Annotated in this window: 22 protein-coding genes; 7 read left to right on the top strand and 15 right to left on the bottom strand. The window is 31.2% G+C overall.

Annotated elements, in window-relative coordinates:
- Positions 1-13: 13 nt before the first annotated feature.
- Positions 14-232, bottom strand: a complete 219-nt coding sequence (locus tag C7U55_RS09290; protein WP_022000741.1) for a FeoA family protein — start codon at positions 230-232, stop codon at positions 14-16.
- A gap of 16 nt (positions 233-248) precedes the next feature.
- Positions 249-458 (bottom strand): FeoA family protein, encoded by a 210-nt coding sequence (locus C7U55_RS09285; RefSeq protein ID WP_106988332.1) that lies wholly within the window; start codon positions 456-458, stop codon positions 249-251.
- Positions 459-685: 227 nt separating this feature from the next.
- On the opposite strand from C7U55_RS09285, the gene C7U55_RS09280 reads away from it, so the two are divergent.
- The 4 genes from C7U55_RS09280 (at position 686) to C7U55_RS09265 (ending at position 3,989) form a co-directional block, all read left to right on the top strand.
- Positions 686-1,051, top strand: coding sequence for a metal-dependent transcriptional regulator (locus C7U55_RS09280; protein ID WP_106988331.1), 366 nt, complete (start codon positions 686-688; stop codon positions 1,049-1,051).
- Positions 1,052-1,475: 424 nt separating this feature from the next.
- The gene (locus tag C7U55_RS09275) at positions 1,476-2,435 is read left to right on the top strand and encodes a hypothetical protein (RefSeq protein WP_106988330.1); all 960 of its coding nucleotides are present in this window, start codon (positions 1,476-1,478) and stop codon (positions 2,433-2,435) included.
- Between the two features lie 2 nt (positions 2,436-2,437).
- The gene (locus tag C7U55_RS09270) at positions 2,438-3,115 is read left to right on the top strand and encodes a PspA/IM30 family protein (protein WP_106988329.1); all 678 of its coding nucleotides are present in this window, start codon (positions 2,438-2,440) and stop codon (positions 3,113-3,115) included.
- A 70-nt stretch (positions 3,116-3,185) separates the two neighbouring features.
- Positions 3,186-3,989 carry a histidinol-phosphatase gene (locus C7U55_RS09265; protein WP_106988328.1) on the top strand — a complete coding sequence of 268 codons (804 nt, stop codon included), beginning with the start codon at positions 3,186-3,188 and terminating at the stop codon, positions 3,987-3,989.
- Here C7U55_RS09265 and C7U55_RS09260 read toward each other — a convergent pair.
- The 13 genes from C7U55_RS09260 to C7U55_RS09200 all read right to left on the bottom strand — a co-directional run bounded on the left by C7U55_RS09260 (position 3,986) and on the right by C7U55_RS09200 (position 18,163).
- Positions 3,986-4,483 carry a pyridoxamine 5'-phosphate oxidase family protein gene (locus C7U55_RS09260; protein ID WP_106988327.1) on the bottom strand — a complete coding sequence of 166 codons (498 nt, stop codon included), beginning with the start codon at positions 4,481-4,483 and terminating at the stop codon, positions 3,986-3,988. The genes C7U55_RS09265 and C7U55_RS09260 overlap by 4 nt on opposite strands.
- 8 nt (positions 4,484-4,491) lie before the next feature.
- On the bottom strand, positions 4,492-6,057 hold the full coding sequence (locus C7U55_RS09255; protein ID WP_106988326.1) for a ClC family H(+)/Cl(-) exchange transporter: 1,566 nt from the start codon (positions 6,055-6,057) through the stop codon (positions 4,492-4,494).
- 75 nt (positions 6,058-6,132) lie between these two features.
- Positions 6,133-6,687 (bottom strand): hypothetical protein, encoded by a 555-nt coding sequence (locus C7U55_RS09250; protein ID WP_106988325.1) that lies wholly within the window; start codon positions 6,685-6,687, stop codon positions 6,133-6,135.
- Between the two features lie 314 nt (positions 6,688-7,001).
- Complete coding sequence (locus C7U55_RS09245) at positions 7,002-7,688, bottom strand: GntR family transcriptional regulator (RefSeq protein WP_106988324.1); 687 nt, start codon at positions 7,686-7,688, stop codon at positions 7,002-7,004.
- 1 nt (position 7,689) lies between these two features.
- On the bottom strand, positions 7,690-8,682 hold the full coding sequence (locus C7U55_RS09240) for an isocitrate/isopropylmalate dehydrogenase family protein (protein WP_106988323.1): 993 nt from the start codon (positions 8,680-8,682) through the stop codon (positions 7,690-7,692).
- Positions 8,682-10,601 (bottom strand): aconitate hydratase, encoded by a 1,920-nt coding sequence (locus C7U55_RS09235; RefSeq protein ID WP_106988322.1) that lies wholly within the window; start codon positions 10,599-10,601, stop codon positions 8,682-8,684. The genes C7U55_RS09240 and C7U55_RS09235 overlap by 1 nt, the downstream gene beginning before the upstream one ends.
- Before the next feature lie 166 nt (positions 10,602-10,767).
- Positions 10,768-11,808 (bottom strand): M42 family metallopeptidase, encoded by a 1,041-nt coding sequence (locus C7U55_RS09230; protein WP_106988321.1) that lies wholly within the window; start codon positions 11,806-11,808, stop codon positions 10,768-10,770.
- Positions 11,809-11,823: 15 nt separating this feature from the next.
- Positions 11,824-12,810, bottom strand: a complete 987-nt coding sequence (locus C7U55_RS09225; protein ID WP_022001687.1) for an ABC transporter ATP-binding protein — start codon at positions 12,808-12,810, stop codon at positions 11,824-11,826.
- Positions 12,800-13,813 carry an ABC transporter ATP-binding protein gene (locus tag C7U55_RS09220; protein WP_032089614.1) on the bottom strand — a complete coding sequence of 338 codons (1,014 nt, stop codon included), beginning with the start codon at positions 13,811-13,813 and terminating at the stop codon, positions 12,800-12,802. The genes C7U55_RS09225 and C7U55_RS09220 overlap by 11 nt, the downstream gene beginning before the upstream one ends.
- Before the next feature lie 14 nt (positions 13,814-13,827).
- Positions 13,828-14,697 (bottom strand): ABC transporter permease, encoded by an 870-nt coding sequence (locus C7U55_RS09215; RefSeq protein WP_106988320.1) that lies wholly within the window; start codon positions 14,695-14,697, stop codon positions 13,828-13,830.
- A 1-nt stretch (position 14,698) separates the two neighbouring features.
- Positions 14,699-15,631: an ABC transporter permease gene (locus C7U55_RS09210; RefSeq protein WP_106988319.1), complete on the bottom strand. Its 933-nt coding sequence runs from the start codon at positions 15,629-15,631 to the stop codon at positions 14,699-14,701.
- 84 nt (positions 15,632-15,715) lie between these two features.
- Entirely contained in the window at positions 15,716-17,311 is a 1,596-nt protein-coding gene (locus tag C7U55_RS09205) for an ABC transporter substrate-binding protein (protein WP_106988318.1), read from the bottom strand.
- Between the two features lie 213 nt (positions 17,312-17,524).
- Complete coding sequence (locus tag C7U55_RS09200; RefSeq protein WP_162297436.1) at positions 17,525-18,163, bottom strand: TetR/AcrR family transcriptional regulator; 639 nt, start codon at positions 18,161-18,163, stop codon at positions 17,525-17,527.
- A 130-nt stretch (positions 18,164-18,293) separates the two neighbouring features.
- Between C7U55_RS09200 and C7U55_RS09195 the strand changes: the two genes are divergently transcribed.
- From C7U55_RS09195 to C7U55_RS09185, 3 genes are read left to right on the top strand one after another with little or no spacing between them, the layout of a single operon-like run.
- Positions 18,294-19,640 carry an MATE family efflux transporter gene (locus C7U55_RS09195; RefSeq protein ID WP_106988316.1) on the top strand — a complete coding sequence of 449 codons (1,347 nt, stop codon included), beginning with the start codon at positions 18,294-18,296 and terminating at the stop codon, positions 19,638-19,640.
- Entirely contained in the window at positions 19,637-19,939 is a 303-nt protein-coding gene (locus C7U55_RS09190) for a hypothetical protein (RefSeq protein WP_106988315.1), read from the top strand. Before C7U55_RS09195 ends, C7U55_RS09190 begins: the two co-directional genes overlap by 4 nt.
- Before the next feature lie 4 nt (positions 19,940-19,943).
- Complete coding sequence (locus C7U55_RS09185; RefSeq protein WP_106988314.1) at positions 19,944-20,753, top strand: SDR family oxidoreductase; 810 nt, start codon at positions 19,944-19,946, stop codon at positions 20,751-20,753.
- The last annotated feature ends 26 nt before the right edge of the window (positions 20,754-20,779 follow it).

Genomic DNA, 20,779 nt, shown 5'->3' with positions numbered 1-20,779 from the left:
ACTTTCCCCTCCGTTATTCAACTTCAACACATTGTGCATCGTTTTTTCTAACTGATAATTCATAACCTCTTACAGTAATTTCAACAGGATCTCCAAGAGGAGCAACTTTTCTAATATATAATTCTACCCCTTTAGTGATACCCATATCCATAATACGTCTTTTGTAAGCTCCATCACCTTCAATTTTCTTAACAGTGACAGTGCTACCAACTTCTACTTCATTAAGTTTCACAACACTTCCCCCTTTTCTACACCATGATACGTTTTGCCATATCTTCATTAATAGCAACGCGAGAATCCTTGATATTAACAATCACATTTCCCCCGATTGCCGAAACAACAGAAACTTCAGTACCAACGACAAAACCAAGATTATTTAAAAATCTTCTCGTTTCTTCGTTCCCACCAATTCTTTTGATTTTACCGGTTTCTCCTATGTTTAACATTGTTAACAGCATCTTACTTACCTCCTCAAGAATTCGTCCTTGCTAACCACATTAGGTTACGCTAATTTGATTAGTATTCGCTAACTATAAGACATAAAATATAGTTAGACTTATCTAACTTCACATAGAATATACTTCATTTTAAAATAGATGTCAACCCTCTTTCAACAATTTACAACGAGCTTATTCGTTGCTTATTCCCTTTAAAATATGGTATACTACAATAAGAGGTGATGAACATGAACTTACAAGAATCAGGAGAAATGTATTTAGAAACAATTCTTGTTTTATCAAAGAAAAACAAAGATGTTCGTTCTATTGATATTGCAAGAGAATTAAATTATTCCAAACCTAGCGTTTCACGTGCTATTGGTTTATTAAAAAAAGATGAATATATAATTGTTGATAGCAAAGGATATATCGAATTAACTGAAAAAGGAACAAAAGTAGCAACAACTATTTATGATCGACATGATACACTTTCTTCATTTTTTGAAAGCATTGGTGTTTGCCACGATACCGCTGTTAATGATGCATGTCGAATTGAACATGTAATCTCTGATGAAACAATGAATAAAATCAAAGAACATATGAAACAAAAATAACTCCATGAAATGGAGTTTTTTTAACCTCTAGAAACAAAAAAAGGTAAGTAATCTTACCAAACTTTTGCTTCACTTAATAATCTTATGATAGGAAAAAGGAATTTGGCTAATTTAAGTTAAATAATCATAAGACAATTAAACGAATAGTATTGCAGCAACGATGACACCGATTTGTAAAGTCAGAGCCATCAAGCTGCGCTTGAATTTATTTTTCATAGCTCTTCGACCTTTCTGCGAATTGCCCCTCGCTAACCACAACTATATGTTAGCATAGGCTAACTATTGTGTCAATAAATATTACTACTTTTTTATATTTTATTTTTTCTACTATTTATCAAACAAAAATTCTTATAATATATCTTTTCCAGCACAATTCATGTATAATATTCTTTAATAATACAATAGATGAAAGAGAGGTGAAACTATGCCAAGACCAGGAACTGGCGGAGGAGGTCATCGTTCATCTGGCGGACATTCAAGTAGTCGTGTTGGTGGTGGACATCATGTAGGTAGTTCAAGCAGACCAACAAGAAGTAGAAGTTCAGGCGGAGGTTATCATCGTCAACCCCCACCACCAAGAGGAGGCTACCATGGTTACCATGGCTATCGAAGAAATGTTTATACAAGTTCATCAAGTGGTTTAGGGACTTTGATTGCTTGTTTAATTGTTTTCGCAGTTGTTATTTTTAGCTTTTTTATGATTGCTAGTGATGATAGTGACGTCGCATCAACAATTAATAGGGAAAAGATTGAAAATCCTGTTGCTTATGACAATAACTGTATCAGAGATGAATTAGGATATATTGAAAATCAAGGGAAACTTTCAAAGAATCTTAAAAACTTTTACAACAAAACAGGAATTCAACCTTATATTTATTTAAAGAGCTATGATGAAACACTTACAAGTGATAGTCAAAAAGATGATTATGCACAAAGCTGGTATGAACAAAACATTGATAATGAAGATACTTTCTTATTTGTTTACTATGAAGATCAAGATCCTAATGAAATAGGTTATATGGCTTATGTTAACGGGAAACAGGTAACTTCGGTAATGGATGGTGAAGCTGTTAATATTTTTTGGAACTACATAGATCGTTATTGGACAGATGATTCACTTTCTACAGTAGAGGTATTTACAAAGACCTTTAATTCAACAGCAGATACGATTATGGAAAAATCAACAACTTCTAATGATATTATTAAAATCATTTGTATAGTCGTTGGCATTATCATTGTAATTGGTGGAATTATTTATATTTTGCGTATGAAATTTAAACGAGATAAAGAAAAAGCTAAAGAAACAGTTGAAATCTTAAAAACACCTCTTGATAAATCAGATGAATTAAGAGACAAATACTTAAACGAAGAAGGGAAAGAATAACTATGGGAATTTTAACAAGATTTACAGACATCATGAAAAGTAACATTAATGCTTTATTAGACAAATGTGAAGATCCAGCAAAAATGATTGATCAAACATTAAGAGATTTAAGAGAAGATCTTGCTGAAGTCAAAAAAGAAACTGCAAACATTATTGCTGATGCAAAAAGTGCAGATCGTCAAGTTAAAGAATGTGAAGAAGAAATCGCTAAATATACAACTGCTGCACAAAACGCTTTAAAAGCAGGTAATGAAGATGATGCAAGAACATTGATTGCTAAAAAACAACAATATGAAAGCAATCTTGCTTCATACAAAAAAACACAAGAACTTACTCATGCTAACGCTGATAAAATGCGTCAAATGCATGATAAATTAGTGAATGACATTGAAACATTAGAAGCGAGAAGAGATGCTATTAAAGCAACAGTTGCTTCTGCTAAAGCACAAGAACATATTAATAAAATAGTTTCTGGTGGAGATAAAGCAAAATCTTCTATGGAATCATTTGAACGTTATGAAAAGAAAGCAGAAAAAATGCTTGATGCAGCTACTGCTGAAGCTGAATTAAATGCACATACAAGTGCTGCTTCTAATCTTGCTGATAAATATACATCAAACGGTAACGATGCTTCTGTTGATGATGAACTTGCTGCTATGAAAGCAAAACTTGGATTATAATAACCTTTAGGGAATATACATTTATTTGTATATTCCTTTTTTTGTATTATAATGTCTTCGAGGTGAAACCATGAATAAAAATAACTATCATACACATACAACAAGGTGCTTTCATGCCATTGGTAAAGATGAAGAATATGTAAAAGCAGCTATTCAAGCCAATATTAAAGAACTTGGCTTTTCTGATCATACTCCTTGGCATTACGATTCTTCTTTTAAAGCATCGATGCGTATGCCAGAATGTCAATTAGATGATTATATCGAAAGTATTCGTTATCTTAAAGAAAAATATAAAGATCAAATCTCAATATTAATTGGTTTAGAATGTGAATACTTTGAAAGATATATGCCTTGGCTTGAAAAAATGTTAGAAGATAAAAAAATAGATTATATTATTTTAGGAAATCATTATTATCAAACAGATGAACTTCATCAATACTTTGGAAGTCCAGTAAATGAATACTATTTAAAAGCTTACGTCGATCATTGTATTCAAGCAATCGATACTGGACTTTATAGCTATATTGCCCATCCTGATCTTGTTTACTACGATCCGGATTCTAAACTTTATCAAGAAGAAATGTCACGTTTATGTGCTTATGCTAAAGAAAAAGATATGCCTTTAGAATTTAATCTTTTAGGGTTTATGTCTGGTAGACATTATCCTAATGAATCTTTTTGGAAGATTGCAAGTAAATATAAAAACAAGGCCATCATCGGCTTTGATGCCCATAGCCCTGATGCCCTTTTAAAAGACGATATCTATCAACAAGCCTTCAATTATCTTTCTTCTTTAGATGTTGAACTGATTGATACTATTAAGACATTAAAAAATAAGGATAATGCCCTTACAAAAAAACTATCAAGAATCTAAAAAAGATCTTGATAGTTTTTATTAACAAGTTCAATTGCTTGTTTTCCTGAAATATGTTCAATAGTAATTTCAACACAACAAAGAATTTTCCATTCTTTTCGTATTTCTTTTTCTACCGTCACTTCATCTTCATTATATTTTAAACCAAGTGTTTCAATAGCATGATAAATTTCATCATCTTCTTGTAAGATTCTTGCTTTACCAAAAAGAATCACACTTCTAAAATAAGTTGTCAATTCTTCTTCAATAACATCTTCTTGATCAATAATACTCATTGATACTTTAGGATTATTTTTAATAGCGTCTATTTTATGTCCTTCTTTAGCACCATGAAAATAGATTTTTCCATCTTCATAAACAAAATTCATCGGTACTGAATAAGGATAACCATCATCTCCTGATAAAGCAAGCGTGGCTGTTTTGGCACGTCTTAATATATCTAAACATTGTTTTTCAGTTAGCTCTTGTTTTTTTCTTCTCATTTTTCTAAACATATCATCACCTATATTTCTAATGTAAAAAATTTATGTAAGATATCTTTAGTAACTTCTCTATTTTCTTTATTGACTAAAATAGTCAAATGATCTCCTAAATGTAAAACGGTATCTCCTCGCGGAACAATTTCTTCAATTCCTCGATTAATTGAAATAATGACACATTCTTTAGGTAATCCTAAATCTTTAATTGGTTGATCTAAACAACATGAACCAAGTTCAATTGAATAATGAAGAATTTCTTTTTCTTCAAGTGAAATTTCATGATTGCCATTTTTGATCATACGGTTTAATAAACTATGATAAATAGGTTCACATCTTAACATATTTGCTACAATATAGCCGACAAAACTACATACAGCAATTGGTAAAAATTGTGATAAACTACCACACATTTCTGCAATAAGAACGATTCCTGTAATAGGAGCACGGACAATACTTGCGAAAAGTCCAGCCATTGCAACCACGATAAAGTTATTAAAGTACATATTGGGTACCCCACAATAGGTTGTAACAACAATGGCATATCCACAACCAATCAAACTTCCTAAGACAAGTAAAGGGAAGAAGATACCTCCTGGTGCTCCTGAACCAAAGGAAATAATCGAAAAGATAAACTTCATCACTAATACTAATAAAACAGAACTTAAAACATAATTTCCTTCATGAAGTAAATCAATAATATGATGTCCTCCACATAAAACATCTGGATAGAAAATCATAAAGCCAATAGAAATAATTAAAGGAATATAAATCTTTTGATTATTCTTTAAAAAAGTGATTTTATCATAAAGTTTTAATGTAAACATTGTTGTCTTATTATAAAAGACTCCTAATAAACCTACAATAATTCCTAAGATAATTAAAAATCCATATTGACCTAAAGGTAAACTTTCTACTAATGGGAAATAAAGAGATGGTGTCATCCCAAAAATATTTTTACTAATAAAATCTCCAGTTAAAGAAGCCACCATAACCGTTACTAATGCAAGTGGAGAAAAGTTTTTATGTATTTCTTCTAAGGCAAACAAGACACCAGCTAATGGAGCATTAAATGCAGCAGAAAGTCCTGCAGCAGCCCCACATGTTAAAAGATACTTTTCTTCCAATTTCATTCTTTTAAATACAGAAGCTAGTCCTTTACCAATCATCGCCCCTAATTGAATACTTGGTCCTTCTCTACCAAGAGATAACCCTCCAACAATGGCAAGTGTTCCAGCCACCATCTTTGCTAGAATTACGCGATACCATTTTTCATCTATTTGATCGATCATTTCTGCTTCAACTTGTGGAATCCCACTTCCTGAAATATAAGATTCATATTTTAAAAGTCTTGAAATAATAAATCCAATAAGTAAAACACAAATGATCCATAAACATAAATGAAGTGTGTTGTTTTTAATATAATCGACAACAAAATAGGCAATCTTTTCACCATAAGATAACATCAATCTATAAATAACTGCCACAACCCCTGCTAATATACCAACAATAAAGCCTTCTAATAATACAATATTATCAAATCGACTTTTTGAACTTAAAAAACGTGCAATTGAAAACTCTTTTCTTTCCATAACTCTCCCCCAATTCGATTTTTATTATAACACTTTGTCAAAAAAAAAAGAAACTGTACAATGATTTCTGTACAGTTAATGAATATAGTTTTTCATAATAATACAATAAGCACCTAATAAGCTTAACCCTATTAATCCCATATAGACCATATACTTGGTATTATCGCCTGTTTTTACTTTTGTATTTGTATTTTCTTTTTTCGTTTCTTGTGATGTTTTTATTTTAATGTTTTGTAATTCTGGTGTCATTTCTAAAACATTAGAATACCAAATAGTATCTCCTTCTAATTCATCAACATTTATTGATTCAAGAGGAAGATCAATTGTTTTCCCGTTAATGATTAGCTTTGTATTTTTATCAAAATAGTAATTTTCATTATATCCTTTATCATTTAATTTAAGATATATACTATAGACATATTTTGTATTTTCTTTAAAGGAATCAATAAGATTCCCCCAGCTTCCTTTTTGGCTACCATAGCGTTTATTCCAATATGATGAAGAAGTAATACCACCTAACCCTCCTAAAAAAGAAATAAGACAAGTCCTGTTATAAGTGTAAGAGGACAGATTGGATGTAAATAAAAAATGGTAATCAGTCCAATAATAGTGATACTGATTACGATACATATTTTACGAGATAATCCTTTAAAATAACGATTATATAAGGGATATAAAATAAATCCTAGACAACTCATTCCTAATACATAATTTTGTGATAAAACAACTCTATTTTCAGAAACTAAAAGAGAAATCATGTCAACAAATAAATACTCTATTCCTAGAAAAATAAAAGTAAAGATTGACATCAATGCGATTGCTTTTAGATAATTACTTCTTTCTTTAAACGTATTCAAAACATCATCTCTTTTTTTCAATTTCTTAAAATAACACATTTTTTAAGAATTACAATTTATAAAAAAGAGAGGTTGCCCTCTCTCGCACTATTCTTCTGTTGCTTCGTCTTTTTCATCATAGTAATTTCTTACTAAAGATTGTGTTTTTCTAATATGTTTTTCTACATTTGCTTTGGCAAGTGCTTTATCTTTTTTCACAATAGCATCATAGATTTCTTTATGTTCTCGTGCTGCTTCAATAAGACGATTTGGTTGTTTAATAGAATGTTTTGAAGTAACATGAATATAATAGTTAATATCTGATAACAATTGTTCAAAGTATTGAGAATGCGTTGCTCGATAGATAGCTTCATGGAAATCAATATTCACTTCTGTAAAACGTTCTTGATCATTTTTTTCAGCATAGAATTCTAATAAATCATAGATTTCTTTAATACGATCTAATTCTTCTTGAGTAATACGATCAATGGCAAGTTGTACAGATAAACTTTCTAAAACAACACGAATTTCTAACATATCATCTATATCTCTTGATGAAAAACCTAAAACATAAACGCCTTTATTAGGAATACTTTTAACAAGTCCTTCTAATTCTAATTGTTTTAAAGCTTCTCGAATAGGTGTTCTAGAAATATTTAATTCTTTAGAAAGAACAACTTCATTTAATTTTTGTCCTTTTTCATATTCTTCATTTAAAATTTTATCTCTTAAAATACAAAAGATACGATGTCCTAAGGAACCATGTCCTGCATTTTCTAAAATGTTTTTTTTCATACTATAACCTATCTATAATTGCTTGCGTAAACTCTTTTGTAGAAGCATTTCCACCAATGTCACGCGTTACAATTTTCCCCTCTTCTACGACTTTTGATAGTGCATCACGTAATCGAGTGGCTTGATCATTTTGTCCTAAAGCTTCTAACATTAATGCAAATGCTAAAAGAAGAGCACTTGGATTGGCAATACCTTGACCCGCAATATCAGGAGCACTTCCATGTACTGCTTCATAAATACGATATTCATCACCAATATTTCCACTAGGTGCAAAACCTAAACCACCGACTAAACCGGCACATAAATCAGAAACAATATCTCCATATAAGTTTGGTGCAACCAATACATCAAATGTTTCTGGTCTTAAAACAAGTTGCATGCACATATTATCTATGATAACTTCTTGTTTTTCAATTTCTGGATAATCCTTACCAACATTTCTAAAACATTCTAAGAATAATCCATCTGTAAATTTCATAATATTTGCTTTATGAATGGCAGTGACTTTTTTTCTTCCATTTGCCTTAGCATATTCAAAAGCATAACGACAAATCTTTTCACTAGCTTCTCTAGTAATTAATTTGATACCATGAGCGACATCTTCACCTACCATGTATTCAATACCTTTATATAAATCTTCGGTATTTTCACGAATCATGACAAGATCAATATTTTCATATTTAGAATCAATTCCTTTAAAAGAACGAATTGGTCTAACATTAGCATAAGTCGCAAATTTTTGTCTTAAAGCAACATTGACACTTCTAAAACCAGTCCCAATAGGAGTTGCTGTTGGACCTTTTAATGCCCATTTGTACTCCTTGATGGCATCAACTAAACCTGGTTCAAAGACTTCTTTTGTTTTAGCTGCATATTCTGCACCTGCTTGGTATTCGACCCATTCAATATCTAAGTTCATGGCTTTGGTAATATCAACCACGCTTTGTGAAATTTCTTTACCAATTCCATCACCTGGGATTAAAACTGCTTTCATTAAAAGTCACCTCCTAATTCTTTAATTGCATTTAATAAACCACCATATTGAATCATTGTTTTTTCTCTAGGTGATAATTTTAATTTTACCGTAATTGTTTGATTATTTGTTTTATTGATTACTGTAATAGCTTTATTGTTTTCAACACTATCTAATAAATTTATTAATTCATATTCATCTTGATCATTAAAGAAATCATAATCTTTTTGATCAATAACAAGTGGTAAAATACCATTATTAATTAAGTTAGAACGATGAATTCTCGCAAATGAAATAGCGAAGATTGCTTTAATTTTTAAATAATTAGGAACAAGGGCTGCATGTTCACGTGAAGAACCTTGACCATAGTTATCTCCACCAACAATAAATCCTCCTCCATTTTCAATACATCTATTATAGAATTGATCATCTACTTTACAGAAAGAGAATTTTGCTAGATGTGGAACATTACTTCGATATGGAAGTAATTTAGAATCTGATGGTACGATATGGTCTGTAGAAATATTATCTCCTACTTTTAAACATACTTTACCAGTAAAGGTGTCAGGCAATTTATCTCCACGAGGAACAGGTTTAATATTTGGTCCCATATATACTTCATTTTGAGGATCATATTCATCAATAAAGAAATTCTTATTCTTCACAAATGGTGTATTTTCAATATCATCTAAATACATATCATCTTCAAATTCATCTGTTAAATAACCTTTGATTGCACTTAAAGCAGCCACTTCAGGTGATACTAGATAAACACTGGCATCATTTGTTCCTGAACGTCCTTTAAAGTTACGATTTATTGTTCTTAAAGAAACACCTTTAGAAAGTGGTGCTTGTCCCATACCAATACATGGACCACAACCGCATTCAAGAATTCGAGCACCAGCAGCAACCATGTCCGCTAAAGCGCCACATTTAGAAAGCATTGCCAGAATACTTGAAGAACCTGGTGCAATAACAAGTGAAACATGTGTTGCGACTCTTCTTCCTTTTAAGATTTTTGCAGCTTTTAACATATCAGGAAGTGATGAGTTTGTACATGAACCAATCACTACTTGATTGATTTTCATTCCTCTTAATTCACTTACTGGTACAACAGCATCTGGACTATGTGGTTTGGCAGTTAATGGTACTAATTTTGATAAATCAACAGTAATTTCTTCATCATATGTAGCATCTTCATCTGCTTTTAATTCAACATAATCTTCTTCTCTTCCTTGTTGAATTAAATATTCTTTCGTAATTTCATCTGTTGGAAAGACAGAAGTCGTTGCCCCTAATTCAGCCCCCATATTACAAATAGTTGCACGATCTGTTAATGATAATTCTTTTAAACCTTCTCCAGTGTATTCAATAATCTTATTGACTCCACCTTTGACAGATAATTGTTGTAAAATATATAAAATAACATCTTTAGCCGAAGCCCATTTTGCTTTTTTACCTACTAAATTCACTCTAACAACACTTGGACATTGTAAATAATATGTACCTGTTGCCATTGCTACAGCGACATCTAATCCCCCTGCCCCAATAGCAATCATTCCCATCGCACCACATGTTGGTGTATGTGAATCAGAACCTACTAATGTTTTTCCTGGTTTCGCAAAGTTTTCTAATTGTAATTGGTGACAAACACCATTACCTGGTTTAGAAAAAGTAATTCCATGTTTCTTTGCAACACTACGGATAAATTCATGATCATCCATATTTTCAAAACCTGTTTGTAACATATTGTGATCAATATAAGCAACTGCCTTTTCAACAGCAACATGTTCAATTCCCATTGCTTCTAATTGTAAGTAAGCCATTGTTCCTGTTGAATCTTGAGTTAATGTTTGGTCAATTTGAATACCTATTTGTTGACCAGCAACTAACTCACCACTTTTAAGTTTAGAACTTAAAATTTTATACGCTAAATTCATTATTCTACGTCCCCCTTATTACGATTGTATACAATTATACATTCAATATGTATTATTGTAAATACATTCTAAGCAAATAAAGGGAATTTTATAGTCTTTTTCTTATAAAATTGTATATTGTATACACAACTTATACATTTAAAAAAGGAGCAAAAGCTCCACTTTTTTATAAATCCAAGGCATATGCAATTGCAAGTTTTGTTGTATCTACGATTGAATCAATATGACAACGTTCTTTACCATGTGAATTGATCACAGCCATACCAAATGCAGCAGCATAAACATTATTACCTGCACGAATTGCTGCATTAGCATCTGTTCCATAATGGAAGAAAACATCAACACAATAATTTAAGTTTGTTTTTTTAGCTTGGTTGATAATTCTTGTAGTAAGTTCTCTATCATATGGAGAATAGTTATCTTTAGCACAGATACTTACTGTTTTTTCATCAGCATGATAATCAGGCCCAATTAATCCGATATCTAAAGCAACATATTCTTCTACTTCTTCTGGTACATAAGCTCCACCATGTCCGATTTCTTCATAAATTGGGAAAGCTAATAATGTACGATATTTTGGTTTTAAGTTATTTCTTTTGAAGTAAGCTATCATTTCAATTAATGCAGCAACAGCAGCTTTATCATCAATATAACGTGAAACAACATATCCTGATGGTGTATATTCAAAATGAGGATCTACAGAGATCACATCACCATGATCAATACCTAAAGCCATAACATCTTCTTTAGAATGAACATCTTCATGTAAGATAACTTCCATATGGTCTTCATCTCTTGGCATTGTTCTTGCATCTTCAAATACATGAACTGAGTGTGATTTACAAATAACCATACCTCTATATTTGCGTCCATCTCTTGTAATAAGAGTAACACCTTCACCTTCCATACTGTGGTAGTTAACACCACCTAATTGTCTTACAATTAAATGACCGTTATCGTCAATATGACGAACAACTAAACCAATTGTATCTAAGTGAGCACCCATACATACTGTTTTAGAATTATCTTCTCCTTCTAAAGTAATGTAAGCTGTTCTTTTACGATCATAAGTCACTTCATAACCAAATTCAGCTGCTTTTTTTTCTAATAAAGCACCAACTTCTTCATAATAGCTTACTGGACTTGGTACATTAATAAATTCTTCACATAATTCAACTAATTCTTTTTTGTCAATATTCATTTCCATTTTATAATACCTCTTTTACTTTTTATCATATAAATGACATGCACAGAAATGACCTGGTTCTACTTCTTTAAAATCGGGTCTATCTGTTTTACAAATATCCATTACTTTCGGACATCTTGTACAGAAACGACATCCTTTTGGTGGGTTGGCTGGACTTGGCACATCGCCACCTAAGATTTGTTTATCTTCAATTCTTTCTTTTCCGATTCTTGGAATTGCTGAGAAAAGTGCTTGAGTATAAGGATGTAATGGTTTGGCATAAAGTGATTCTGTATCAGCCATTTCCATCATATTACCTAAATACATAACCCCTACTCTATCAGCAATATGTTTTACAACACTTAAGTCATGGGAAATGAAGATATAAGCAATACCCATTTTTTCTTGTAATTCATTTAATAAGTTAATGATTTTTGCTTGAATTGAAACATCTAACGCTGAAACAGGTTCATCACAAATAATCAATTTTGGTTGTAAAGCAATTGCACGGGCAATCCCAATACGTTGTCTTTGTCCTCCTGAAAATTCATGAGGATAACGATACATGTAATCTAAATTTAAACCAACTTGTTTCATAACTTCCACAACACGTGCATCACGTTCTTCTTTTGTTTTATAACATTTAGCGATATCAATTGGTTCAGCAATAATATCTTTAACTGTCATACGTGGATTTAAAGAAGCATAAGGATCTTGGAAAATCAATTTGATTTTATCACGTGCTTCTTGTAATTCTTTACCTTTTAAGCTTGTAAAATCTTGACCATCTAAGATAACCTTTCCTTCAGTTGGTTCAATTAGACGGATTACACTTTTACCCATTGTTGATTTACCACATCCAGATTCACCAACAATCCCAAAAGTTTCTCCTATTTTAACATCAAAGCTAATATCATCTACCGCTTTAACAACGCTTTTTTTACCTCTTAAAGAAGATGATTTAATAGAATAATATTTCTTTAAATGTTCTACTTTTAATAAAACGTCTTGATTATTTTCCATTTTCTACATCCTCCTTATTCCATCTTTCATGATATTTCCAACAACGAACTAAATGGTTTTCACCATGTTCCATCATTGCTGGACATTCTTGATGACAGATTTCTTTAGCATGTTTACAACGTGGTGCGAAGAAACATCCTTTTGGAAGTTCATAAAGCATTGGTACAGAACCAGGAATAACTTCCAATTCTTCTTGATCATCGCTATCGATATCAGGGATTGATCTTCTTAGACCAATAGTATAAGGGTGTAAAGGATTTTTAAATAAATCTTCTACATTTGTATATTCTACGATCTTACCTGCATACATGACAATCACGTTATCTGCCATTTCTGAAATAACACCCATATCATGTGTAATTAATAATACGGCTGTATTTAATTCTTTTTTCATTTTATTAATTAATTTTAAGATTTGTGCTTGAATTGTAACGTCTAGCGCTGTTGTCGGTTCATCACAAATCAATAATGATGGATTACATGAAAGTGCCATCGCAATCATGATTCTTTGTCTCATCCCACCAGATAATTGATGAGGACAAGAAGCAAATACTTTTTCAGGCATTGGAATACCTACAAGTTTAATCATTTCTAAAGCACGTTCTTTAGCTTCTTGTTTACTCATTTTTTCATGAGTTAAAACAGCTTCCATAATTTGTTTTCCAACAGTAATAACTGGATTTAAGGATGTCATTGGCTCTTGGAAAATCATTGAGATTTCTTTACCACGAATATCTCTCATTTCTTTAGGAGATTTCTTTAATAAATCTTCTCCTTTATACATAATTTCACCAGCAGTAATTTTACCTGGAGGAGATGGAATTAATTGCATTAATGATAAAGCTGTCATACTCTTACCACAACCAGATTCTCCAACAACTCCTAAAGTTTCTCCTGGTTTGATACTAAAACTTACCTCTTGTACAGCAGGAAGCGCTCCACGATCTGTAAAGAAGGTAATACCAAGATCTTTGACTTCTAATAATTCTTTATTTTCACTCATATCTTTTCCCCTTTTTACGATCTTAATTTTGGATCAAGCGCATCTCTTAATCCATCACCTAACATATTGAACGCTAATACTGTAATAATAATAGCTAAACCTGGAATTACTGAATAGTATGTTGCACTACGAATATATGGTTGTGAAAAACTAATCATTGAACCCCAGCTTGCCATTGGTGCTTTAACACCTAAACCTAAGAAGCTTAATGATGCTTCTGACATAATTGCATTTGGAACACCTAATGTTACAGTAACGATTAATGTTGATAAACAGTTAGGTAATAAATGTTTCATGATAATTCTAAAACTATTTCCACCGCTGACTTTACATGCATCGATGTATTCCATCTTTTTAAGACGCATAACATCCCCACGGATAAGTCTGGCTGTTGAAGCCCAACCTAAAAGACCGAGCGCTAAGTAAAGGTTAATTAAACCTGGTCCTAAAACGAACATGATTGCCATCGCAAATAATAAGAATGGAAAAGATGAAAATACTTGAATTAAAAATGAAATAACAGAATCTACTTTTCCACCAAAATATCCGGCACAAACACCCATTGTATACCCAATAACTGTTGCGATAATTTGTGAAATGATACCAACACTTAAAGAAACACGGCATCCATAAATAATTCTTGAGAAAATATCTCTTCCTAAATCATCTGTACCAAACCAATGTTGTCCGCAAGGTTTCATTAAACGATCTGTAAGAACTTGTTTGTTTGGATCATAAGGAGCAATCAATGGTGCAAATAAAGCAATTAGGCATAAAAGAATAACGATGAATAAACATACCATTGCTACTTTATTTTTCTTGAAAATGTTCCAACTGATTGACCAATAACTTTGATATGTTTGATCTTTTTTCTTTTTAAACATTTTATGATGACTCCTTTCCTAAACGAATTCTTGGGTCAACTACTGTATAAAGTAAATCAACTACTAAATACATAATGACACAAATAACCGCAATATACATAACGCCACCTTGAACGATTGGTAAATCACGCGTATTAATACTATCTACTAACATTTTTCCAATTCCAGGAATTGAAAATACAGATTCTACTAAGACAGATCCTGTTAAGATGTTTCCTAAATCAGATCCTGCAATTGTAATAATTGGAATTAACGCATTACGTAAAGCATGTTTAATTGTAACAACCCAACCTTTTAAACCTTTAGCTTCAGCTGTACGAATGTAATCTTGTGATAAAACATCTAACATACTTGTTCTTGTAATACGTGCAATACTTGCTGCATATCTTGTACCTAAGGCAATACCTGGTAAGATAAATGATTTAAAACTTTCAATACCTGATAAAGGCAATAAATTAAATTTCAAACAGATAACAATTTGTAAGATGATAGCAATCCAGAATGCGGGAGCTGAAATACCAAATACAGAAATTGTCATTAAAACCGAATCAACCCATTTACCATGATTAACGGCAGCCACAACACCTACTACTACCCCTAAAACAACAGCTAATATATAAGCAATACCAGCAAGCTTAGCTGTTACTAAAAATGAACTTGTTAAAATATCAATTACTGGTTTATTTTGGAAATATGATGTTCCAAAGTTCCCTTGAAGCATATTTCCTAACCAGCTGAAATACTGAATATAAATTGGTTGATCTAATCCCATTTCATGTGTAACACGTGCAATCGTTGCTTGATCAGCGAACTCACCCAACATGATTTCAACTGGATTACCAGGCACAATGTTTAACACAAAGAATGTGATTAACGAAATACAAAAAACGACACCAATAGCTTGTAATACACGTTTTAGTAAATACTTCGTCATATTTTTCCTCCTTTTTCCTACAATAAATATATGGAATGCATTGCTGCATTCCATATATGATTAACACTTATTTAATTTCATTTACTATTTTTTAGATAAATCAATATCAATGTTATATAAATGATAAATTAAGTTTCCTAATTTAGCATTTTTTACATATGGTTTAGCAACAAATTGTAACTTACCATAATATAATGGAATTGTTCCATAATCTTCACGAGATAAGATATAATCTGCTTTTTTGTATAATTCAACACGTTTATCAGAATCATTTGATTCTCGAGCTTCTTTCATTAATGAATCGAATTCAGGATTATTGTAGAATACACCTTTTCCTACAGCGTTTTCTGAATAGTAATAAGTATACATTTGGTTATCAGCATCTGCATATAATGGGAACCAACCAAGAACTGTAGCTTGTAATTCACCAGCAGCTCTAGCTGAAGACCAAATACCTGCATCAATTGTTTCTACATTCATAGTAATTCCTGCTTCTTTTAAGTAAGCTTGTAATGCAGTAGCGATTTTTTCTTCTTTTTGTCTAACTTTGCAAGTAAATGTAGGGTTTGAAATACCTGCATCAGCTAAAACTTGTTTAGCTTTTTTAACGTTATGTTCATAAGTTTTTAATTTGTCATCATGTCCTGGAACACCTGGGTTTAAGAATGATGAAGCTGGTTCAGCAGCACCATTTAATACGGTACTACATAATTCTTTACGGTTAATAGCTAATGAGATTGCTTCTCTAACTGCTTTATTACTTAATACTGGATCATTATCTTTAATTGATAAGAAATATGTACCTAATGGAGTTACTTGAGTAATTTCATCTTTTAAATCACTATCTTTATATTGATCTAATAATGAAGTATCTAAGTCACACATATCAATGTTACCTTGTTCATATTCCATCATTTTTGTACTGTAGTCATCAATATAAACAATTTCTAAACGATCTAAGTTAGGTTTTTTACCATGATATTTTTTATTTGGAACCATTACAACTTTAGTTTGTTCATCATTTTCTTTAATTACATAAGGACCAGTACCAATTAAGTTAGTTCCTTTACCCCAGTTTTCACCAGCAGCAGCACATGCATCAGAAGGATAAATTGAAGCATAGTCCATACCTAAGTTAGCAACAAATGGCGCAAATTTGTAATCAATATGTAATTTAAAAGTGTAATCATCAACTGTTTCAAAACCACTTAATTCAGTAGCTTTACCATCTAACATATCTTGAGCACCAGTAATCATGTTGTACATATATGTATTTGTACATCCTGTTGCTGGTGTAAACATTCTTTCGAATGTATATTTAACATCTTCAGTAGTTAAATCAGAACCATCTGAGAATTTAACACCTTTTTTAAGTGTAATTGTATAAGTTAATCCATCATCAGATACTTCTGGCATGTCTTTAGCAAGAACACATTCTTCTTTATTGTCATCATTCCAACAATATAATCCTTCTAATACGTTGTCAGCAACAGAAGAAGCCCCTGAGTTAGTGTTAGTTTGCATATCTAAACCAACTTTTGGATTAGATTGACCAAAGCGAAATATTTTTTCGCCACTTTCTGTACTTTTGCTTGAGCTACTTGAACCACCACATCCAGCTAAGGATACAGCCATTGCAGCAACAGCAAGAACAGATAAAGATTTCTTTAATAAGTTCATTTCCCTTTCCTCCTAGTTTTAATAATTCCCTACTTAAACTTTCTTAAAGCACCTTTGTATTATATCAAAGGGCTTTCTTGATTTCAACAGAATGTTGCATTTTTGTATACAATTAAGAACAATTATCTAATTTCATACCTTATTATCATATTTTTTTATGTTTTTTCGTAGAAAAAAATTGTTTTATTGTAGGTGTATAGACAATAAAACAATTTATTTTAAATCACTTGCCAATAAAAATAATCCATTTTGACATATTTTCATAAAATCTGGTTCTTGGTAGTTCATTCCCGCTTGAAGCATCGCTTCTATTTGTTTAGGGGAATGTTTAATTGAAGGGTAAAGCCCATGTAAAAAGACAATAAAGCTTTTTTCAAAGATTTTTCTTTTTTCTAAAGAAGTATTTGGGAAAAACAATTCTAAATACTGTCTAAACATTTCAAAAAAGAGGGCTACATTCTTTTTAAATTCAATCAACCTTTCTAAACGCGTCCCGTTTTCAATAGAATCCAAATGATTCGACATTAAATCCATCAATAACAAACGATGTGACATTGATTTTGTAAGATATAAACAATATTCTTCTTTCGATAATCTTTCTTTTTTAGAAAATAACATTTCTAATTCTTCTTTCCATGAAAGATATTCTCTTTTTAAAAGTTCCATCATAATTTCTTCTTTTGTTTTAAAGTATTTATAAATTGCTGGTCTGGTACAAGAAATTTTTTCTGAAACAGTTTTAATATTCACTGCATCATAGCCTTGTTCTTCGTAAATACTTTTACATGCTTGTACAATTTCTTCAACTCTTGTTTCTACTTGTTCTTTTGTTCTTGCTCTTTGAAAATCCATTATCTTTCTCCTTGATATCATTATAGCTTATTTTTTTATATTTTCAATATAATTTACGTTGTGTTATTTATTAATTGACACAGTGTAAATTATGAGCTATGATTAATTTGTATTAAAAAGGAGGACCTTTATGGAAGAAAACAAAATGGCATCGGCGCCTATTAAAAAACTTGTGCTAACAACAGGAATTCCTTTAATGATTTCTTTACTAATCAGCAATCTATATAACTTTGTTGATAGTATCTTTGTTGCACATATTTCTGAAAAAGCTTTAACTGCCCTTTCACTTGCTAATCCTATTCAAGTATTAATGTCAGCTTTAGGAATGGCAAATGCGGTGGGTTTAAATGCAGCTATTTCTAAAGCCTTAGGAAAAAAGGATCAAAAAGAAGTTGAACAAACGGCAACCAGTGCTATTTGGCTTGCTTTTATTTTTTGGCTTATTCTAGTAACACTTTCTTTATTTATTTTAAAACCTTATTTTTTATCTCAATCAAATCATAATTTAGAAATTACCAATTATGGTATTTCTTATTTAAGAATTTGTATGCTTTCTTCTTTAGGGGTGATGGGACAATGGGTCTTTGATCGTTTTACTATTTCTAGTGGAAAGACACATTTATTTTTAATTACTTTATCTTCAGGAGCTATTGTGAATATTATTTTAGATCCTATCTTTATTTTTGGTTACTTTGGTTTACCACAAATGGGAATTGCAGGAGCAGCCATTGCGACAATTATCGGACAATTTGTCGGGGCTACTATGGGAATTATCATTAATAAAAAATACAACAAAGAAATTCCCATTCATTTTTCTTTAATTCCTAATTTTAAATGTGTAAAAAATATCTTAAGTGTTGGTGTGCCTTCAGGAATTGCTCAAGCTATGCTTTCTATGATGGGTATTTATGTTAATAGCATCCTTATTGATTTTTCTTCAACAGCCGTTGCTGTCAATGGTGTGTTAGTAAAGATTCAATCATTAATTCTTGTTCCTATTTGGGGCTTAAATAATGGACTTGTTCCTTTAGTAGCTTATAATTATGGATCACATCAGTTAAAAAGAAGTTTTGATAGTTTAAAATGGTCGTTAATTTATGAATATGGTATTTTTATTATTTTACTTATTCTGTTAGAATTATTTCCTAGCAAGATCCTCTATTTGTTTGATGCTTCAAAGCATATGTTACAAATGGGTGTTCCTGCTATGCGTATTTTAGGATTTGCTTATTTAATAAGCATTGTATCTCTTGCTTTATCTTCTACTTTTCAGGGATTCTCTAAGGGATTACAAGCAATGATTTTAACATTATCAAGACAAGTTATTTTATTATTTATCTTTTTAACACTCTTTAAATCATTTAATCAAATTAATCTTATTTGGTTTGCTTATATTTTAGCGGAAGTATGTTGCTTACCAATTGGATATATGATGTATAAAAAAATTAAAAAGAAAGTGATAGAGGAAATATCATGAATCAATATGTACTCATTTCCGGTCAATATAAAAGACTCGGAAACCGTCTTAAAGAAATTCAAGAAGCATTGAAATTAAAAAACCTTCAAATAAAACCACCCCATGTTTATTTTGAAGTCGATATGCATTTATCAAAATTAGAAACAATCAGACAAGTTAAAATAAAAATGTATGAAGATAAAAGTACATGGGAACTCTTTTTCCAAATCTATCCTGTAAAAAACGGAAAAATCGATTATCTTCCTTACATGTCTGAAAACACAAAAAAATCAAAATATAATTATTATAAAGGAGAGTAAGTTTATGAAAACAATTGTGATTACGGGAGCATCATCTGGTATTGGTAAAGCTACTACTAAATACTTTGCCTCAAAAGGATGGCAAGTTATTGCGACAATGAGAAATGTCGAAAAAGAAAAGGAACTTAATCTTTTAGAAAATGTTGATCTTATCACTTTAGATGTTACTGATTCTAAAAGTATTGATCTTGCTTATCAAAGTATTCAAGACAAATATCATAAAATAGATGTTTTATTAAACAATGCTGGTTATTGTTTATTTGGCCCTCTTGAACTTTCAAGTGAAAAACAAATCATTGATACTTACAACACCTTACTTGTTGGTTTAACTCTTGTAACAAGAAAATTTATTCCTTTATTAAGAGAAAATAAACAAGGAACTATTATCTCTGTTTCATCTGTCGGTGGTGTTTTAACACTTCCTTTAACACCAACTTATCATGCTGCCAAATATGCTGTAGAAGGACTTATGGAAGCTTTAAGTTATGAACTTTCCCCATTCAATATTGATTGTAAAATAATTGAACCTGGTGGTATTCAAACTGATTTTTGGAATCGTTCTTATCAAATGAGTGAAGGTATTGAAAATAGTGTTTATGAAAAAGAAGCAAAAGCTTATTTAGAGAGAATGACTCAACCTGTTTCACCAAACCGTTCAAAACCTGAAGATGTTGCTAAAGTCATTTATGAAGCTGCAACAGATGGAAAACATCATTGGCGTTATACTGTTGCCTGTGATGAATTTATTAAACACCGTCAATCAATGAGCGATGATGAATGGTATGAAACAACATGTAAAAATTATATGAAGTAGTAAAAAAGAGATTTCACAATCAGAAA

The sequence above is a fragment of the Faecalibacillus faecis genome, from assembly GCF_003024675.1.
Lineage (GTDB): Bacteria > Bacillota_I > Bacilli_A > Erysipelotrichales > Coprobacillaceae > Faecalibacillus > Faecalibacillus faecis.
This window is presented reverse-complemented; position numbering and strand designations above follow the sequence as displayed.

Excerpts from the sequence above, each read along its gene's own strand:
- C7U55_RS09285 (WP_106988332.1), bottom strand. The coding sequence starts at position 458 with ATGCTGTTAACAATGTTAAACATAGGAGAAACCGGTAAAATCAAAAGA.
- C7U55_RS09280 (WP_106988331.1), top strand. The coding sequence starts at position 686 with ATGAACTTACAAGAATCAGGAGAAATGTATTTAGAAACAATTCTTGTT.
- C7U55_RS09275 (WP_106988330.1), top strand. The coding sequence starts at position 1,476 with ATGCCAAGACCAGGAACTGGCGGAGGAGGTCATCGTTCATCTGGCGGA.
- C7U55_RS09270 (WP_106988329.1), top strand. The coding sequence starts at position 2,438 with ATGGGAATTTTAACAAGATTTACAGACATCATGAAAAGTAACATTAAT.
- C7U55_RS09265 (WP_106988328.1), top strand. The coding sequence starts at position 3,186 with ATGAATAAAAATAACTATCATACACATACAACAAGGTGCTTTCATGCC.
- C7U55_RS09260 (WP_106988327.1), bottom strand. The coding sequence starts at position 4,483 with ATGTTTAGAAAAATGAGAAGAAAAAAACAAGAGCTAACTGAAAAACAA.
- C7U55_RS09255 (WP_106988326.1), bottom strand. The coding sequence starts at position 6,057 with ATGGAAAGAAAAGAGTTTTCAATTGCACGTTTTTTAAGTTCAAAAAGT.
- C7U55_RS09250 (WP_106988325.1), bottom strand. The coding sequence starts at position 6,687 with ATGTATCGTAATCAGTATCACTATTATTGGACTGATTACCATTTTTTA.
- C7U55_RS09245 (WP_106988324.1), bottom strand. The coding sequence starts at position 7,688 with ATGAAAAAAAACATTTTAGAAAATGCAGGACATGGTTCCTTAGGACAT.
- C7U55_RS09240 (WP_106988323.1), bottom strand. The coding sequence starts at position 8,682 with ATGAAAGCAGTTTTAATCCCAGGTGATGGAATTGGTAAAGAAATTTCA.
- C7U55_RS09235 (WP_106988322.1), bottom strand. The coding sequence starts at position 10,601 with ATGAATTTAGCGTATAAAATTTTAAGTTCTAAACTTAAAAGTGGTGAG.
- C7U55_RS09230 (WP_106988321.1), bottom strand. The coding sequence starts at position 11,808 with ATGGAAATGAATATTGACAAAAAAGAATTAGTTGAATTATGTGAAGAA.
- C7U55_RS09225 (WP_022001687.1), bottom strand. The coding sequence starts at position 12,810 with ATGGAAAATAATCAAGACGTTTTATTAAAAGTAGAACATTTAAAGAAA.
- C7U55_RS09220 (WP_032089614.1), bottom strand. The coding sequence starts at position 13,813 with ATGAGTGAAAATAAAGAATTATTAGAAGTCAAAGATCTTGGTATTACC.
- C7U55_RS09215 (WP_106988320.1), bottom strand. The coding sequence starts at position 14,697 with ATGTTTAAAAAGAAAAAAGATCAAACATATCAAAGTTATTGGTCAATC.
- C7U55_RS09210 (WP_106988319.1), bottom strand. The coding sequence starts at position 15,631 with ATGACGAAGTATTTACTAAAACGTGTATTACAAGCTATTGGTGTCGTT.
- C7U55_RS09205 (WP_106988318.1), bottom strand. The coding sequence starts at position 17,311 with ATGAACTTATTAAAGAAATCTTTATCTGTTCTTGCTGTTGCTGCAATG.
- C7U55_RS09200 (WP_162297436.1), bottom strand. The coding sequence starts at position 18,163 with ATGGATTTTCAAAGAGCAAGAACAAAAGAACAAGTAGAAACAAGAGTT.
- C7U55_RS09195 (WP_106988316.1), top strand. The coding sequence starts at position 18,294 with ATGGAAGAAAACAAAATGGCATCGGCGCCTATTAAAAAACTTGTGCTA.
- C7U55_RS09190 (WP_106988315.1), top strand. The coding sequence starts at position 19,637 with ATGAATCAATATGTACTCATTTCCGGTCAATATAAAAGACTCGGAAAC.
- C7U55_RS09185 (WP_106988314.1), top strand. The coding sequence starts at position 19,944 with ATGAAAACAATTGTGATTACGGGAGCATCATCTGGTATTGGTAAAGCT.